General features: G+C 59.2%; 15 protein-coding genes. 8 read left to right on the plus strand and 7 right to left on the minus strand.

Features of this window, described 5'->3' with window-relative positions:
• Nucleotides 1–26 precede the first annotated feature (26 nt).
• The 6 genes from R6U20_RS05400 to R6U20_RS05425 form a co-directional block, all read right to left on the minus strand.
• On the minus strand, nucleotides 27–1451 hold the full coding sequence (locus tag R6U20_RS05400; protein ID WP_410336841.1) for an amidase: 1425 nt from the start codon (nucleotides 1449–1451) through the stop codon (nucleotides 27–29).
• Nucleotides 1452–1489: 38 nt separating this feature from the next.
• Nucleotides 1490–2056 carry a DinB family protein gene (locus R6U20_RS05405; RefSeq protein WP_410336842.1) on the minus strand — a complete coding sequence of 189 codons (567 nt, stop codon included), beginning with the start codon at nucleotides 2054–2056 and terminating at the stop codon, nucleotides 1490–1492.
• 159 nt (nucleotides 2057–2215) lie between these two features.
• Nucleotides 2216–3418 (minus strand): JmjC domain-containing protein, encoded by a 1203-nt coding sequence (locus tag R6U20_RS05410; protein ID WP_410336843.1) that lies wholly within the window; start codon nucleotides 3416–3418, stop codon nucleotides 2216–2218.
• Nucleotides 3419–3487: 69 nt separating this feature from the next.
• Nucleotides 3488–3655, minus strand: coding sequence for a zinc ribbon domain-containing protein (locus R6U20_RS05415; RefSeq protein ID WP_410336844.1), 168 nt, complete (start codon nucleotides 3653–3655; stop codon nucleotides 3488–3490).
• Between the two features lie 42 nt (nucleotides 3656–3697).
• Nucleotides 3698–5002, minus strand: a complete 1305-nt coding sequence (locus tag R6U20_RS05420; protein ID WP_410336845.1) for an ImmA/IrrE family metallo-endopeptidase — start codon at nucleotides 5000–5002, stop codon at nucleotides 3698–3700.
• Nucleotides 5003–5445: 443 nt separating this feature from the next.
• A complete protein-coding gene (locus R6U20_RS05425; RefSeq protein WP_410336846.1) occupies nucleotides 5446–5646 on the minus strand; it encodes a hypothetical protein in 201 nt (66 codons plus the stop codon).
• Nucleotides 5647–5786: 140 nt separating this feature from the next.
• On the opposite strand from R6U20_RS05425, the gene R6U20_RS05430 reads away from it, so the two are divergent.
• The 7 genes from R6U20_RS05430 (at nucleotide 5787) to R6U20_RS05460 (ending at nucleotide 12427) form a co-directional block, all read left to right on the plus strand.
• The gene (locus tag R6U20_RS05430) at nucleotides 5787–6518 is read left to right on the plus strand and encodes a DUF4159 domain-containing protein (RefSeq protein ID WP_410336847.1); all 732 of its coding nucleotides are present in this window, start codon (nucleotides 5787–5789) and stop codon (nucleotides 6516–6518) included.
• Between the two features lie 72 nt (nucleotides 6519–6590).
• Entirely contained in the window at nucleotides 6591–6911 is a 321-nt protein-coding gene (locus tag R6U20_RS05435; protein WP_410336848.1) for a DUF4359 domain-containing protein, read from the plus strand.
• A 68-nt stretch (nucleotides 6912–6979) separates the two neighbouring features.
• The gene (gene glyA / locus R6U20_RS05440; RefSeq protein WP_410336849.1) at nucleotides 6980–8293 is read left to right on the plus strand and encodes a serine hydroxymethyltransferase; all 1314 of its coding nucleotides are present in this window, start codon (nucleotides 6980–6982) and stop codon (nucleotides 8291–8293) included.
• Between the two features lie 159 nt (nucleotides 8294–8452).
• Nucleotides 8453–9061 carry an orotate phosphoribosyltransferase gene (locus R6U20_RS05445; RefSeq protein WP_410336850.1) on the plus strand — a complete coding sequence of 203 codons (609 nt, stop codon included), beginning with the start codon at nucleotides 8453–8455 and terminating at the stop codon, nucleotides 9059–9061.
• A 16-nt stretch (nucleotides 9062–9077) separates the two neighbouring features.
• Nucleotides 9078–9941 (plus strand): twin-arginine translocase subunit TatC, encoded by an 864-nt coding sequence (gene tatC / locus R6U20_RS05450; RefSeq protein ID WP_410336851.1) that lies wholly within the window; start codon nucleotides 9078–9080, stop codon nucleotides 9939–9941.
• Nucleotides 9942–10069: 128 nt separating this feature from the next.
• Nucleotides 10070–11716, plus strand: a complete 1647-nt coding sequence (locus R6U20_RS05455; RefSeq protein ID WP_410336852.1) for a S41 family peptidase — start codon at nucleotides 10070–10072, stop codon at nucleotides 11714–11716.
• 99 nt (nucleotides 11717–11815) lie between these two features.
• The gene (locus R6U20_RS05460; RefSeq protein ID WP_410336853.1) at nucleotides 11816–12427 is read left to right on the plus strand and encodes a class I SAM-dependent methyltransferase; all 612 of its coding nucleotides are present in this window, start codon (nucleotides 11816–11818) and stop codon (nucleotides 12425–12427) included.
• Between the two features lie 34 nt (nucleotides 12428–12461).
• Here R6U20_RS05460 and R6U20_RS05465 read toward each other — a convergent pair whose 3' ends face one another.
• Entirely contained in the window at nucleotides 12462–13382 is a 921-nt protein-coding gene (locus tag R6U20_RS05465; protein WP_410336854.1) for an aspartate carbamoyltransferase catalytic subunit, read from the minus strand.
• 423 nt (nucleotides 13383–13805) lie between these two features.
• On the opposite strand from R6U20_RS05465, the gene R6U20_RS05470 reads away from it, so the two are divergent.
• The coding region (locus R6U20_RS05470) for an SLBB domain-containing protein (RefSeq protein WP_410336855.1) at nucleotides 13806–16153 on the plus strand (2348 nt) is incomplete at its 3' end.

Genomic DNA, 16153 nt, shown 5'->3' on the forward strand with positions numbered 1-16153 from the left:
GAACAGGGGGATGCGAAGGGGCAGCGCTATGGACCATCACGCAGACGCGCTTCGAGGGCTTCTGCTACAGCGAAGAGCGCGGCCTCGTTGCCCGGAGCTGAAATCAGCTGGATGCCGGGGACGAGCCCCGAGCGGGCGTCCTGGTGCGTCCATGCGGGAATGGAGATCGCAGGCAGGTTGAGCACGTTCGGGTAGATGGTCGGTGTAAACAGTCCACGGATGCCGGGACGTGCCATGTAGGCGGCCGCTTCGCCGGGCGGCATGGCCAGGGCGCCGTTCGTGGGCAGCAGCAAGATGCCGTCATCGCCCAGTTGCGTGCGAATGGTGCGGCGCGCCTGGCGGATTTCGGCTTCGGCATTCCACCCGGCCTGGGCCGACGGGCGCGTCGCGTGCATCGCCGCCAGCAGCCGAAACAGATACCAGTGCACGGTCGGACGGTTGCGCATCTGCCGCCAGGCTTCGCGCATCCACGACAGCGCCTCGCCGTTGCGCGTGGTGAGCGCCTCGTACAGGAACGAGGCATAGTCGCGCACGACCACCGTGAGGTACGCCTGATAGAGTGTCCCGGCATCGGGCAGCCGCATACGGGCAGATGTGAGCCCCGCGTCCTCCACCTGACGCCGACTGTAGTCAACCGCTGCCGGAACGAGGCGCTCGCGAGCGGTCATCGTAAAGTCGGCAGGCGCGATAAGGCGCAGCGAATCGAGCGGCGGCGCGTCGGGCAGTGTGCGGTCGGCGGTCCAGGTGTAAGCAGTGCGCACATCGCGGACCGAGCGCGCCAGCGGACCCAGCGCCAGCATGCTGTCGGCGAGTAGCGGCTCGGGCGGCTCCGCATCGATAAGTGGCCAGGTGCCGGTGTCGTCGATCTCGCCCGAGGCCGGCTTAAAGCCCACAATGCCGCAGCAGTGTGCGGGGTAGCGCACTGAGCCCCCCAGATCCGACCCAAACCCAACTGCCACCGCGCCCGAGGCTACCAGCGCCGCATCGCCCCCGCTCGACCCGCCGGGGCCGCGGTCCGGATTCAGCGGATTGCGGGTGCGTCCGTACAGCAGGTTTTCGGTTTCGTGCGTCATCGCAAACTCTGGGATGTTACCCCGCGCACACACCACCGCGCCCTGCGCTGTCATCCGCTGCACAAGCACTGCATCTTCTTCCGGGTGCAGCGTCGGGGCCCGCTTCGACCCGGCAGTAAGTGGCTCCCCCTTCAGCCCATAGGTTTCCTTCACGCTGATGGGAACCCCTGCCCATGGGCCGGTGGGTGGGGCATCTATCGCCTGCTGAACGTGGTCGGTGAGGCACGAGGTCGCAGCGTTGAGTTCGGGCTGAACGGCCTGAAGACGCCTCAAGTGCATCTCAAGCACCGCAGGTACCGACGCATCATCTGTCTGGATGCGTTCAGCCAGCGCAGTGGCATCAGGGAACAGGCGCGGATCGGCAAGGGGAGCGGCCATACAAAGAATCGTACGTTGGGAGGCAGAGCAAAGCGATGTTACGCGACATGGTGCGCAGCGCCACGGGCCCGGTGCGCTTGTTGCAGGTGGCGGCGCTCGTGGTTGAGCGTAGCCTCAAACCATGCGCCGATGCCCAGATACAGCACTGGCAGCGCTGGAGAGGCAACCCGCACGCGGGCCCAGTCGAGCCCTTGACTGCGTGCCACGCACACTGCCAGGCGGCGCTGGTAATCGCAAAACGTGTCGAGCACCGCCTGCGGATCTGGTTCGGGCAGCGGACGAAACGCTGGAGGTGCCGGAATAGGGATCGCGCTTTCTGGATCCACCGACGCAATGAAGAGGCGGCCCAGCCATCCATAGCGAAACGGCGGCTCGCCATACGGTCCGTAGCGCTGCGCCTTGAAGATGCACGCCTCCAGCGCCGGTACGAGCGGACGCGCCGCCGCGTTCAGGTGCGCCAGGCACTGCGCAGGCGACCAGCGCCCGGGCGCTGGCGGCGCAAGCGCCTCGCCGGGTGTCATCTCACCCCAAAGAATGCGGGCGTCGTGGCACAGTGTTTCGAATCCAGCCCGGTATGGTTCGTACGGTGGCGGCAGCGGTTCCATAATGGGAGGGCCTGTAATGCAACGTGTTATGCCCTGTATAACGACTGTAACGAGGCAGCGTGGGGCGTCAGTCGCATACGCATACGTGGCGACACGGCACGCTGTGTCGTTACCGTTGTACACCGCAGGGATACTACAATCATATAACCGGATTTGATATTAGGCATCAGCCAGGACATGGTCGAGTTCGAGCACGCCGTCGTTGACTAACTCGGTAAGCAATGCCTGCACCGGACTTCGGTCGAGCAGATCCGTCAAGTCATCGGCAGGGATGCGCGCCCGCCCCGCAATGCGCGGAGCCAGCGGAGCCTCGGCCTCCGAAAGCGCCCGAGCGCGTCCGTTCACATAGAGCGTGCGGGAGCCATCCTCTGCATCCGCAAACACGAGATGTGCCACAGGCCCACGCCGCAGCCCCGTTCCATCACGCAGATGCGCCACAAGCGTCTCGGTCGAGAGCGGCTCCTCGCGGGGCGGAGCGTCGCGTCCGGGAGCGGGCGTGGTGAGGGTGCGCGCAAACCAATCGTCGAGCGCGGCATCGTCGTCCAGCAGCGATTTGAGACGGGCCCGCACCAGCTGGCGAGCGCGTTCGCGATCGTAGGTCGGCAACTCACCCGGCGCATTGGGAAGCGGACGATCGGGATCGCTGTAGCGGGCCGTTTCGGGGATCTGCTGTACGGCATCTTGTACAAAGCTCTGGATGAGCGCCCGGTGGCTCGGAGCCCGGAATCCAACCGAGATGGTGAGGCAGTCATCGCTCTTCGAGATGCCATGATGCGCCACACGCGGTGGAAGATACAGCAGATCGCCCGGGCGAGCGGTAAGCGTCTCATCCGGCGTAAAGTCTGCCAGAATACGCACATCTAAGTCGGGTACAATGCGCTCATCCTCAACCGGGTTGTGGCCGATGGCCCATTCGCGCGCCCCTTCTGCTTGTAGCAAGAACACATCGTAGTTGTCGATGTGCGCACCCACATTGCCCCCTTCAGGCGCATAGCTAATCATGATGTCATCGAGGCGCCACGAGGGCACCACATCGAAATGATCGAGCAGCGCGGCCGCGTCGGGGAGCAGGCGATCGACCTCTTGCACCAGGAGCGTCCAGTGCGTATCGGGCAGGTCGCCAAACGCGGACGGATCGAACGGGCCGTGGCGCAGCTCCCACGGGTGGGCGCCGCCCTTTTCGAGGATGAGGCGGCTCTGCACATCCGGCTCGCAGGCCAGCCCCGCCAGTTCGTTGGCAGTCACCGGCGAGTCGAAATCCGGAAACGCATTGCGGATAAAGAGCGGTTTTTTCTGCCAGTAGGTATCGAGAAAATCGCGTGGAGCCAGCGATCCAAACGGAGCAGCAGGCGAATCAGGCATAAGGCAGAGCAGTCAACAAACAGAAACAAACAGCGAGCGGGCAGCAAGGCGTTGCATCCCCATAAGCTGCTAAAAGCCGAAGATAAAGAGCAGCATCAGCAGCAGAAAGAGGAGGGCAGCCCACACGGTCGAGGATTTACGCTGTGGAAACTCATAGCCACAGTACGGGCAGACCTCCACATCGCCGGTGTCTTCGTATTCCAGCGCGCACGAGGGGCATTCACGGGTCTCAGGCATAGTGGGGTAGGTCTACGAGAGGTAAATCCCTTTTTCGGAACGCTATACAATATTAGACACTAATTTATGGTTGTTTAGCTGATGTATTACCACATATGTAGACACGCCGTAATGTTCAGCTATATCTTCGACCTCGTTTTCGTCAATGACGGGCCCCGATATCATTTGCTCTAAGGATTGGGATGGAGCAAGGAACTCAGCAGCAAAGGCTCTACTTTTCTGTTGTTCTTCCGATAGGGCGCGTGTGGCAAGGTGCGTGCTTTGCGCAGGATTCGTTAGATACTGGAAGATGCTTCGGCAGAGCGTAAATTTTTTCGAGTTGTCTCGGGCATCCTTGATGGAAAATCCGACCTTTTCGTTCGCAGTAGCTACAAGTCCATCAAACAGGTCGGGAGATGCCTCCGAAAAGTTGCGATGCTGGTTTAGTGCGTTGTCGTCGGAGAACGAGAACACGTCAACAACATCATCCAACGAGTCAAGAGGCTGCCCATTTAGCCCTATGTGTTTGCGTACGTGGCGGGCGTAGTTGTACCCCACATTCCAGGGAAGTTCGTCTGTGCTCACCGTAACCTCATGTCGTAACGTATGAAGTTTTTGAGCCCGGTCGGCGACTTGTTCTGTTCGCTCAACTGCATCTTTAAGAGAGTTTACATTGTGGTTAAGCTGTTTTATATCAGCCGTCTGGTAAAACGCTGAATGGATTTCGCGAGGAATCGCCGAGGCGGATTGGATAATGGTCTGCTGCTGTTCTTGGGTTAGTGCATAAGGATCACATCCAAGTTGTGCCGCAGCTTGACAGAAGGCTTTCTCGTCGTCATCGGCTTGCTTGATAGCATCCCACTCATTCTGAAAAAGCGTGTTATGGACGCACGCATCCTCCAAGCGCTGCTCAACACTGTTAAGCAAGCGGCCTATCTCATCACTAAAGGCATTGCCCTTGACATATTTTGTGCCAGATGACATAAACTGAATATCATAGTGTTGTAGGTCTTCATTATTCCACCTGATTGTTGTATAATCTCCCTGCGGCTCTATTAGCAGAGCGGGTAGTGCGTAGCCCTCACGAGCAAACCTCATGTTATGGCGTCGGTCATACGTTGCACTCGTACTCCGGCCTGTTCGTCGGACCTCGTAGTGCAAAAACCACCAGTTTGTAGCGATCCACTCAGCGAGGGGATACAGAGGAATCCGCAGACGTGAGCGTACGCTGCTGGCCCTGGTGTCAAAAATTTGAGTGACTGGATCGCTACCAACCGCAATCCTCACATCTGCCCAGGTGGCGTCGTGCTCGGGAATGCCTGTTTTGCTCGCCGAAACCCACTCAAAATCGAAAGCTAACTCATCCATAACACTCTTCTATTCCGTCTGGCCACTCAGATCGTTCGATAGGAAATCCCTTATACTGGCCCTGCACCCTGTTTACCAGACGTGCTAAGTACACCGTTTCCCCATCCTTATACCAGGCGTAACGCGGATAGTCTCCTTCCCAGTACGAGCCAACAGCTTTCTGCTGGATAGCGTGCTGAAGCCACCCGGTAAGTTGTTCTTGCGCATCTTTGAAATCAGGTGGGCACAGAGAGGCATCTGGACGTGGACTCGGAGGACCTGCGAATGATGGGTGACGCTTGTGTTCTGGGCTTCCGATGTACATTACGTGTTTAGAAAGACGGGTGTAGTTCTTGTCCTCGGGCGGATCAATCTGCCTTGGAGTACTTCGGTTTCGGCTGGGGGATCGCATGAATGTATGAGGCGGCTCTGAGAACGGCAACGATCACCACGAGGCAGCAGCGTTACAGGCCCAGCTGCGACGCCAACTCGCGCATCAGCAGCTCCACGTCTTCATCGGGCATGTCGTCGGGATCCATGCCACCGAAGGGCATATCGTCGGAGGGGGAAGGATCGGGCTGATCCAGATCGAGTTGGCGCAGCACCAGCGCAGCCACACCGGTGGCTGCCGCCGAAATGAGAAGAGCTTTCAAGACGCGCGACATAGGCGGAGGGGTCCGTTGAAGGAGGTACAAGCATGAACATACAGACAGCATCCACACCTAACATCAAGGAGCACCGGATGGTTCGGCACATGCGCTGCAAGGCGGCGTATAGCGTAGCGTGCCGACTGGCACCTTGTTGTTTGTTGGATTCATTACGCAACGCCATGACACAGCGGCTGCTTCGCATAACAGGTCTGCTGCTTGCGCTCCTGACGCTGGGTGCGTGGAGCACGATGCCGCCTGCGGTTCAAGCGCCGAGTGCTACGCCCAACGGCGATCCGCATGTGCGCATTGCTGCGGTGCAGTACGGCGGCGGAGGCGACTGGTACCAGGCTGAAACACCGCTGCCTACGTTTCTGTCGTTCGTGCGCGAGCATACCCGCATCGACATTGCATCTGAGGGCGATGTAGTCGAACTGGATGCCGATCGGCTGTACACGTATCCGTTTCTGGTGATGAGCGGGCACGGCAACGTGCGCTTCACCAGCCGCGAGGCCGAGCGCCTGCGCCACTACCTGGAGAATGGCGGCTTCCTGCTGATCGACGACGATTACGGGCTGGATGAATACATCCGTCCCGCCATGCAGGATGTCTTCCCAGATCAGGAGCTTGTGGAACTGCCGTACAGTCACCCGATCTACCACCACCCGTACGACTTCTCGGACGGACCGCCCAAAATCCATGAGCATGATGGCGATCCGCCGCAGGGTTTTGGACTTTTTCATGAGGGACGCCTTGTGGTGTACTACCTGCACGAATCCAACATTACCGATGGGTGGGAGCCCGCCTCAGTGCACGATACACCCGCCGACCTGCGCCGGACCGCTCGCGAGATGGGCGTAAACGTGCTTACCTACGCACTTACCCACTGATACGCTGATACGAACGCCCCCGCGAAAGAAGAAACTGACGCTCGCGTCCGCCTTCCTCAGCCACCTACTGCCATGCGCATCTCCACCCTGTTTCTCGTCGTGCTTGTCGGCCTGCTCGTGTACACGAATCCCGGTATGGAGGCCTTCGAAGCCCACGTCGAAGACGAAGCCGCTGCACTCATCCGTAACGAAATGGGCAGCGACTCCTGGCTTGGGGATGCGCTGGGCAGCGTAGCCGGTAACGCTCTCGCCGACCGCGCCGACGAGTACACCATGCGCACTAACTACCTCGTGGCCAGCGTCTACACCATCGACATCGACGGCGACGAACAGCCCGACCTGAAGTGGCTCGGCATTGCTGACCGGTTCGTACAGTTGGAGGCCCAGGAGTAGCGCTGCTCCGTGTGCCGTACCTGCGTATCCATTCTGACTCTTTTTATTCACCTGTTTCTGGACGCCTTATGTCTACCCTGCCCCAGCACGCACTCTCTACGCAAGACCCCGCCGTGTACGCCGCCATCCAAAACGAGGTGGACCGGCAGAACGATGGACTGGAGATGATTGCCTCCGAAAACTTCGTATCGCGGGCTGTTCTCGAAGCCATGGGCACGCCGCTCACCAACAAGTACGCCGAGGGCCTGCCCGGTAAGCGCTACTACGGCGGCTGCGAGCATGTCGATGTGGTGGAAGACCTGGCTCGCGACCGCGCCAAGCAACTCTTCGGCGCCGACTGGGCGAACGTGCAGCCGCACTCAGGCGCACAGGCCAACGCTGCGCTCTACCTGAAAGCCCTGGAGCCGGGCGACAAGCTGCTCGGCCTGGACCTGGCCCACGGCGGCCACCTTACGCACGGCAGTCCGGTTAACTTCTCAGGCATCCTTTACGAGGCGGCCTTCTACGGCGTAGAACAGGATACCGGGCGCATCGACATGAACAAGGTGCGCGACAAAGCCCATGAGGTGCAACCCAAAATGCTCTCGATTGGGGCCAGTGCGTATCCGCGCGACTTCGACTACGAGGCATTCCGCGAGATTGCCGATGAGGTGGACGCGCTGCTCTGGATGGATATGGCCCACACCGCCGGACTCATTGCTGCGGGTGTGATGAACGACCCCATACCGCATGCCCATGTCATTACAACCACCACCCACAAAACGCTGCGTGGGCCGCGAGGCGGGATGATGCTGGTCGGCAACGATATCGAGAACCCGTTTGGCATCACCGCCCGAAAGAGCGGACGCACCAAGATGCTGGGGGAGGTGCTCGACTCGGGTGTCTTTCCCGGCACGCAGGGCGGTCCGCTCATGCACGTGATTGCGGCGAAGGCCGTAGCTTTCGGGGAGGCGCTGCAAGACGACTTTACGACATACGCGCAGCAGATCGTCGACAACGCGCAGGCGCTGGCCGAGGCCCTTATCGAGCGCGATTACAATCTCGTATCCGGCGGCACCGATAACCACCTGGTGCTGGTGGACCTGCGCAACAAAGGCATCACCGGAAAGCAAGCCGAACAGGCGCTCGAGGCAGCTGGCATCACCACGAATAAAAATATGGTGCCGTACGACGACAAGAGTCCGTTTGTAACGAGCGGCATCCGCCTGGGCACGCCGGCGCTGACCACACGCGGCTTTGGTCCCGACGAACTGCGCCGCGTGGCTGAACTCATTAACCGCGTGCTGGACGATCCTACCAACGAAGATGTACAGCAGACGGTGCGTGGTGAGGTGAAGGCGCTCTGCGACGCCTTCCCCTTGTACGACTTTGCTACCGTGTGAATTCCCCCCCCCACCGTGTAAGCGGGATGCACCGTGTCTACAATCCTCCATCGGCTTCATGAACAACGGGGGAACGTGCTGCCCAGCCTGAAGGTTTGAAGTTGTTGCATCTTGTTCCCTATATCCCGCCCTGTATCTACCTACGCGCCCGTCCGCTTCATGCCCACTATGGACCACAACGCGCTCTCGCCTACGGCTTACGACGAGCTGGTAGATCTGGGGCGCCGCCTTTATGACAAAGCGCTTATCCGCCGCGAGGATGAGTTGATTACCGACCCGAGGGGCCAACCCATCGGGTGGCTTCTGGATACGCGCGTACCCATGCTGCACGGCGATCTGTTTCGGGAAGTCGGCCAGGTGCTGGCCAAGCGGCTGCTTGAAAAAGATGTACACCAGGTGGTGGGCTACGGGTTTGGAGCGCATCCGCTGGTGTGTGCGGTGGTGGGCACCCCCAGTGACCCCGCGTTTCGGGGCGGGCTGATTCGCGAAGAACGTAAGCCCCACGGACGGCGACGTATTGTGGAAGGCGCCATCGACCCGACCGAACCGGTGGTCCTGCTTGATGACATCATCAACAGCGGACGTAGCGCCATCGAAGCGTTGGAACGACTCCGTAATGCGGACTACACCGTTGATGGGCTGCTTACGCTGTTCAACTTTACATGGAGCCGAGGCCGCTCGCGCGTCGAAAACGAAGGGCTCTGGGTCGATTCGCTGCTCGACCTGAACCTGCGCGATAAAGCCACCGGTAGCTCCGACTCGGCGTAATCCAGATGTTGAGCCTATGCCTTCGTCTCCATCTTCTCAAACTAAGTCATCTCAAACAGGTGCTCCCGCATCCGTACAGGGCGATGGCGCCCCGTCGGGCGAACCGCCTCCTGACGAGAAAGGCGTCATGCCGTTTCTGGATCATCTGGAGGAGCTGCGTTGGGCGTTGCTCAAAGGCGGCATCGGCGTCCTCATTACAACCGTGTTGGCCGCAGTCTTTAGCCGCTGGGTCGTAGACACCGTGCTCATTGGTCCCACGCGGCCCGACTTCTTCATGTATCAGGTGTTGGGCTTTGAGGCTGAAGAGTTAAATCTGCTCAACCGGACCATCACCGGGCAATTCTTCGCAGATATCGGTACAATCCTCGTAGTGGGCATGGTCGCAGGGTCGCCCGTGCTGGTATACTACCTGTGGCGCTTCATTGAGCCCGCGCTCTATCCGGAAGAGCGTGCGGGCATGAAGTTTGCGTCTGTTTCAGCTACGTTTTTCTTCTTGCTGGGCATTGCATTCGGCTACCTGATCCTGACGCCGGTGGCGCTGCAATTTTTTGCGACCTACGAGATCTCGGCGCAGATTTCAAACCAGTTCGACATCATTACTTACTTTAACATGGTGACGTTCTGGGCACTCGGTACCGGGCTTTTGTTTGAACTCCCGGTGGTGGTGTACTTTCTCTCGAAGGTGGGGCTGCTTACGCCTGATATCATGCGCACGTATCGCAAATATGCGTTGCTTGTGGTGCTTGTGGTAGGGGCGCTGCTTACTCCACCCGATCCGTTCAGCCAGATTCTGGTGGCAGTACCGCTTTTGCTGCTTTACGAGTTGTCGATTGGTGTATCAGCCTACGTAAACCGTCAGCAAGCGCGCGCTGTCCAGTAACCCTGCCAGGAATCACCGCGACAGTATAGCAGCTGCCATGAAGCCCTTTTCAGATGTGTCCTGTTAAGGGATAAACTTCGGTTCTGCCTGTTGCCTCGTTATCTGTTCCACTTGGCCATCCTGCTCGTATGATGCATATCGATACACGCCACACGCACGTTTTGGCGGGCTGGATTGTGGCCGCTCTTGTCGGACTGCTCGTCGGGTTCGGTATGGCACGCTCTCAGACCGATGCCGACGTGCGCAAGAGCATTCAGATCTGGTCGGCCGCGTTCGAGGAGGTTGTAAACACGTATGTCGACTCGGTCGAGGCCGAGTCGTTCATGGAGGTAGGGCTGGAAGCGATGCTTAGCGAGCTCGATCCGTACACCACGTACATTAGCGAGGACGACCGCGCTACCGTGGAAGTACTCACCCAAGGCCGCTACACTGGCGTGGGCGTAGAGGTTGATCGCCGTGGCCACTATGTAGTGGTTGAGTCGGTGGTCGATGGGAGCAAAGCTGAGCAGCACAACTTCTCTATCGGCGATGTGATTACCCATATCGACGGTGAGGCTGTGGATACGTGGCCCCTGAACCGAGTGCGCGGCGCGCTGCGTGGAGATTCAGGAACGACCGTTACGCTCTCTGTACTACGCATGGGCGAGACGCCCGCTACCGTTACCGTAGAACGCGGCCCCGTCGAACTGGTTGCCGTGCCGTACTCAGGGTTTATTGGAGGATCGCGCCACGGCATGGGGTATGTACGTATGGAGCGCTTCACCCAACAGTCTGCCTTCGAGGTGCAGCAAGCCGTCGAAGACTTGAAGCGCAACGCCAACCTGGATGGCCTGGTACTCGATGTGCGCGATAACCCAGGCGGACTACTGGAAGCCGCTGTTGATGTTGGATCTCTCTTCCTGGATCGCGGACAAGTCGTCGTGTCCACCAAGGGCCGCGATGAGGGAAGCGCACGCTCCTACCGCAACACCAATATGCCGGTGTATCCAGACGTGCCCATTGTGCTTCTCGTAAATGAACGCAGCGCCTCGGCGAGCGAAATTTTGGCGGGAGCCTTGCAAGATCATGATCGCGGTGTGGTCTTAGGCCAGACCACATTTGGAAAAGGACTGGTTCAGGTCATTCGTTCGCTTCCGCATGGCGGGTCGCTCAAAATGACAACGGCGCGCTACTACACCCCCAGCGGACGCAGCATTCATGCCGACGAGGCTTCCCTTAAATCTCGCCCCTCCACGACAGGAAGCGCATCGTTTACAACGGATGCTGGACGAGCGGTGCAAGGACGCAATGGCATCGAGCCCGATGTCCCTATCGACGACACCTACGCGAGTCCACTCGAAGAGGCGCTGCTTCAGGAAGGCGCGTTCTTTCGGTTTGCAAGCCGCGTAGCCCGCGAGTACCCGCGTCCGCCCCGAGGCGGCTGGGAGCGCGACTCGCTCCTGGCCGAGTTCCAGGCCTGGGTGGATGCGGAAGATCTCTCGTATCAGACGCAAGCCCAGCATGCTATGCACCGCATCGATTCGCTGGTTGTGGCCGATCATCCTGAAGCAGATGCCGAACTCGATGACCTGCGGGCCGCTATCGACAATTCGACCACGCAGCAGTTTGAGGCCCATGCCGACCTGCTAACGGCACGACTTCTCTCGGAAATCCGCAGTCGCTACTTAACCTCTCGGGGATACTACGCAGCGACGCTGGCCGAAGACGAAATGGTGCAAGAAGCGGTAAGTCTACTCAACGACGAACGTCGCTATGTAACGGTACTCAACCCATAACCGCTGGCAGCCTGCACAATGTACAAGGTGGTGCCATCCGTGCTGTGCGCCGACGGCGAGCCGATTCCTCTTCTTTGCATGTTATAGCGTTTGCTCATTATGGCGTTTGCTCAATCGCTCTTTGCACAGGGGTTACGTCTCATAGATCCCGCGCAGCACCGCGTGTATGCTGCCCGCAAAACCACACTTCTTGGCGGCCTCCGAGGTACAGTGATCGAAATCGGGCCAGGTACGGGGCTGAATCTCGCCTATCTGAATCGTGACATCACGTATGTGGGACTGGAGCCCAACCCGCATCTCCATGCATGCATTCAGTCACAGATGCGCAGGCATCGCATTTCGGGACGCGTACTTCAGGCTCCGGTTGAAGCTGATGTGCTACCGCCCAACAGCGCCGATACCGTCATCAGCACGTTGGTGTTGTGCTCAGTTCCCGATGTATCCACCGCTCTTGCTTCCATCCAGCGCGTGCTGCGTCCAGGAGGACGCTTTGTCTTTATGGAGCATATTGCAGCTAATCCCGACCAAGGGCTGCACAGCGTGCAGACATGCGTTGCACCGGTGTGGAAGCGGTGTTTTGATGGCTGTCACCCCAACCGAGCCACCGACCGGGCTATCATGCAGGCCGGATTTGACACGGTAGAGATGGACTATTTCGATGTGCGCGTGCCTGTCATCCGCCCCCATTGTGCCGGATACGCGGTAGCGTAGTTGGGGGCCGTCCCCTTTCCAACCCTGATATCCTTTACAAGGCAGCCAAGAGCGCCAGCACAGCCATGCGTACCGGTACGCCATGCGCCACCTGGTCAAGAATCATGGATCGCTCATGGTCAACTACGGCCGCTTCTATTTCGACGCCACGGTTTACCGGACCGGGATGCATAATGCGCAGATCTGGGTGCTGGTGGAGATGCGCTGTCGTGATGCCAAACTGGGTGTGGTACTCATGCAAGCTGGGAAAGAGCCCCGTCCGTTGGCGCTCCAGTTGGAGGCGAAGGAGCATCGCCACATCGCACGCATCGAGCGCGTCCTGGAGGGAATGCGTAACGTGCACGTCCATGTCAGACAGATGAGCAGGCAGAAGCGTGGGCGGCCCGCAGACCGTGACGGTGGCCCCCAGCGTGCGCAGCGCTCGTATGTTGGAGCGCGCCACGCGGCTGTGGGTAATGTCGCCGATAATGGCAACGTGCAAGTCGCGTACGGCGGGATAATGCGCAGTAAGCGTGTACAGGTCAAGCAGAGCCTGTGTAGGATGCGCACGGGCCCCGTCGCCCGCGTTGATGACGACGCCTTCGGTATGCTGAGCCACGAAGTGCGCAGCTCCTGCCGCAGCATGCCGCACCACGAACACCTCGGCCTGAAGCGCCTCCAGCGTTTGAACGGTATCCTTGAGCGATTCGCCCTTTACGACCGAAGAGCCCGAAGCGCCCACACTCACACCGCGCGCCCCGAGCCGACGAGCCGCCTGCTGAAACGAGGTTTTCGTACGGGTTGACGGTTCGAAAAACAACGTGGCCACAGTGCATCCATCAAGAGACTGGGCATGCGAGGCAGGATCCTTATGCATGGCCTGAGCGGTATCCATGACCTGCTCAAGATCAGATGCAGTGTACGCTTTGAGATCGAGCAGGTGAGAGGTTGAAAGCGAAGCAGCAGGAATTGGCATAACAGCAGTAGGAAAGTGAGCCAGTACGGGGAGCCTTACGTGCTTTGCATTGAAAACCGGGGGCACCGGTTTCATGGAGCCGTCTGTGGTACACGATTCCCATTTCAGTGAACCTGATCGCTCAATACGTTCGTGATGATCGCCACAACGCCCCCACCGGCCTACCCTGCGGCTGTTGGGAATGGCCTGCCTCCCACCACACGCACGAAAAATGTGCTAACTTGACCGGCAGTAGAAGCATCCGTTCGCGATTTACGAGCGGTCATTGTATTTCACAACAGTCCATCTTCTAATTTGTCGTAGCTGCCTGCACTTCCGAGTGCGATAAAGGCGCGACGACCTCTTCACTTGGTACCTCTGGTCATGATCACACGGGTCTCGCTAAGCTGTATATTCGCTGGGTTACTGCTTTTGTTAGTGGGGATGCCCCCAGACGTTGCAGCCCAAGACATTAGCCCCGAAATTCAAGAACAGTTGGATGCAGAAGGGATGTCGGAGGCCGAAGCCCGACGCCGGGCCGACGAGTTAGGGATCGACCTATCCGACCCGGAGCAGGCATCGAGGCGGGCGCGCGAGCTGGGTATTCCCGAGTCTCGTATTAACGCGCTGTTGCAGGCGGCAGAACGCGATGAGCGGGACACGACCTCACGAGAGGAAGCCACCACTACACCGCCCTATCCCATACTCGGCGGGCGCGCCTCGGTCGATCCAGAGCGTATCTTTGTAGAGGACCTCCCAAGAGAGGTCGAAGTTGAGATTCCGCTACGCAGTGAGAACCCGATTCGCGAAGTGGATCCCTTTTTCCTTACGGCCAATGGAGACACAGCGCGTGTCGACGTCGAGCGTATTGAAGGATCTGTGTTAGAGGGGCGCTGGGGCGGTTCCATTACCATCCCGCGAGACAGCGCGTCCGGCACCTGGTCCTTATTTACACGAGCTGCCACGGAAGACACTACCGTTGTTGTGTCAACCGGCCGCCGCTTGCAGCTCACAGACGAACCCATTGACGATGATGACGACGAGGTAGAACAGCCCGATCCGGACACCCTTCAGCACTTTGGATACGACCTGTTCAACTCCATTCCAGAAGCGTTTCAGCCCCAGCCGGTAGGACCTGTCGACGACAGCTACATCGTGGGACCAAACGACGAACTCCGGCTCACCGTGTGGGGCGCAGCAGACTTTCAGTATGACTTGACTGTTGACCGAGAAGGACGCATCAACATCCCTGAAGTAGGCCAACTCACCGTGGCAGGGAAGCGCCTCTCGGAACTGCGTGAAGACGTCAAGCAACAGCTGTCACGCAGCTATTCGCAACTCACCAGCGATCCGCCTACTGCGTTCATGGACCTTACGGTAACGCGCTTGCGTCCGGTGCAGGTCTTTGTGCTGGGCGAGGTACCCGAGCCCGGAGGATACACCATGAGCAGCTTTTCGACAGCGTTCAATGCGCTATACAGCGTGGGCGGCCCGCTGGAGCGCGGGACCCTCCGCAACGTCAAGGTCATCCGAAATGGTGAGGTCATTGAAACAATTGACTTCTATCAGTACTTGCTTCGGGGCTTTACCGATAATCCGGTCCAACTCCAAAATAATGATGTCGTGTTCGTCCCGCCCCGAGGCGAAACCGTATCGATAGCGGGCGAAATCAAACGCCCCGCTATCTACGAGATGCGCCCAAACGAGACGTTTGCTGATCTAATTGAGTATGCTGGAGGATTAGAGGCCAATGCTTACACAGAACGCTTTACCATTAACCGCATCATTCCGTTTGATGATCGCGATGATCCGTCGGTAGCGCGCGAGGTGCTCAACCTCAACCTGAACCAGGCCCGCTCTGACGAAGCCCAGGTCGGGCTCAACGACGGCGACTTTGTGCGTATCCGGTCGATTCGTGACATTGACGACCGCGTTATCCAGACACGAGTGAACAAAGTTGCCATCTCGGGGGCCGTGTTTCAGCCCGGCGAGTACGAACTGGGAGATGGTATTCGCACGGTGCGCGACCTGATTGAGGCAGCTGACAGCCTCACAGGCGATGCGTACATGCGACGGGCCGAGCTCTCGCGCATAGATGACGACCTGGAGCCTACCGTGCGGGGGCTGAACCTGAATGCGGTGCTCGATGACGATCCCACGCAGAACATCGTCTTGCAGCCCGGTGATCGCTTGCACATCTCACCGCGCGACTCGGTGCTGGAAGAACGCCAGGTGCGCATCTCAGGCCAGGTGCGGAGTCCCGATCGCTACCAGTTGCGGCGCGACATGACGCTCCGCGACCTGTTAGCTAAAGGAGGCGGTCTTTTCGACGAAGAGTACCAGAAAGATGTGTTTATGGACCGCGCCGACCTGTTCCGGGAGTCGCCCGACGGGAGTCGTACCGAGGTCATCCCATTCCACCTTGGCGAAGCCATCAACGGCGACGGCGATGCCGACCTCCCATTGCAACCGGGCGATGAAGTGCGCATCTACCGCGCGAGCGTTCAGCGCCTCGAAGATCGCTTTGTGGAAGTAAGAGGCCGCGTCCAAGATAGCGGGCGACTGGAATACCGCGACAACATGACGCTCAAAGACGCGCTGCTCCAGGCAGGCGGGTTCGAGGAGGGCGCGCTCTTGCGCGAGGTAGAAGTAACACGTATGCGCACCGACCAAGAAGGCAACCGCCGAGCCACACCCATCACGATTCCATTGGGTGGCAGCCAGTACACTGATCCGGTAAGCTTTGCCGAAAACGACTCGCTCCAGGTACTCGACGCAGCAAGCGAATTCGA

The sequence above is a fragment of the Longimonas sp. genome (assembly GCF_046498435.1).
Taxonomy (GTDB): Bacteria; Bacteroidota; Rhodothermia; order Rhodothermales; family Salinibacteraceae; genus Longimonas.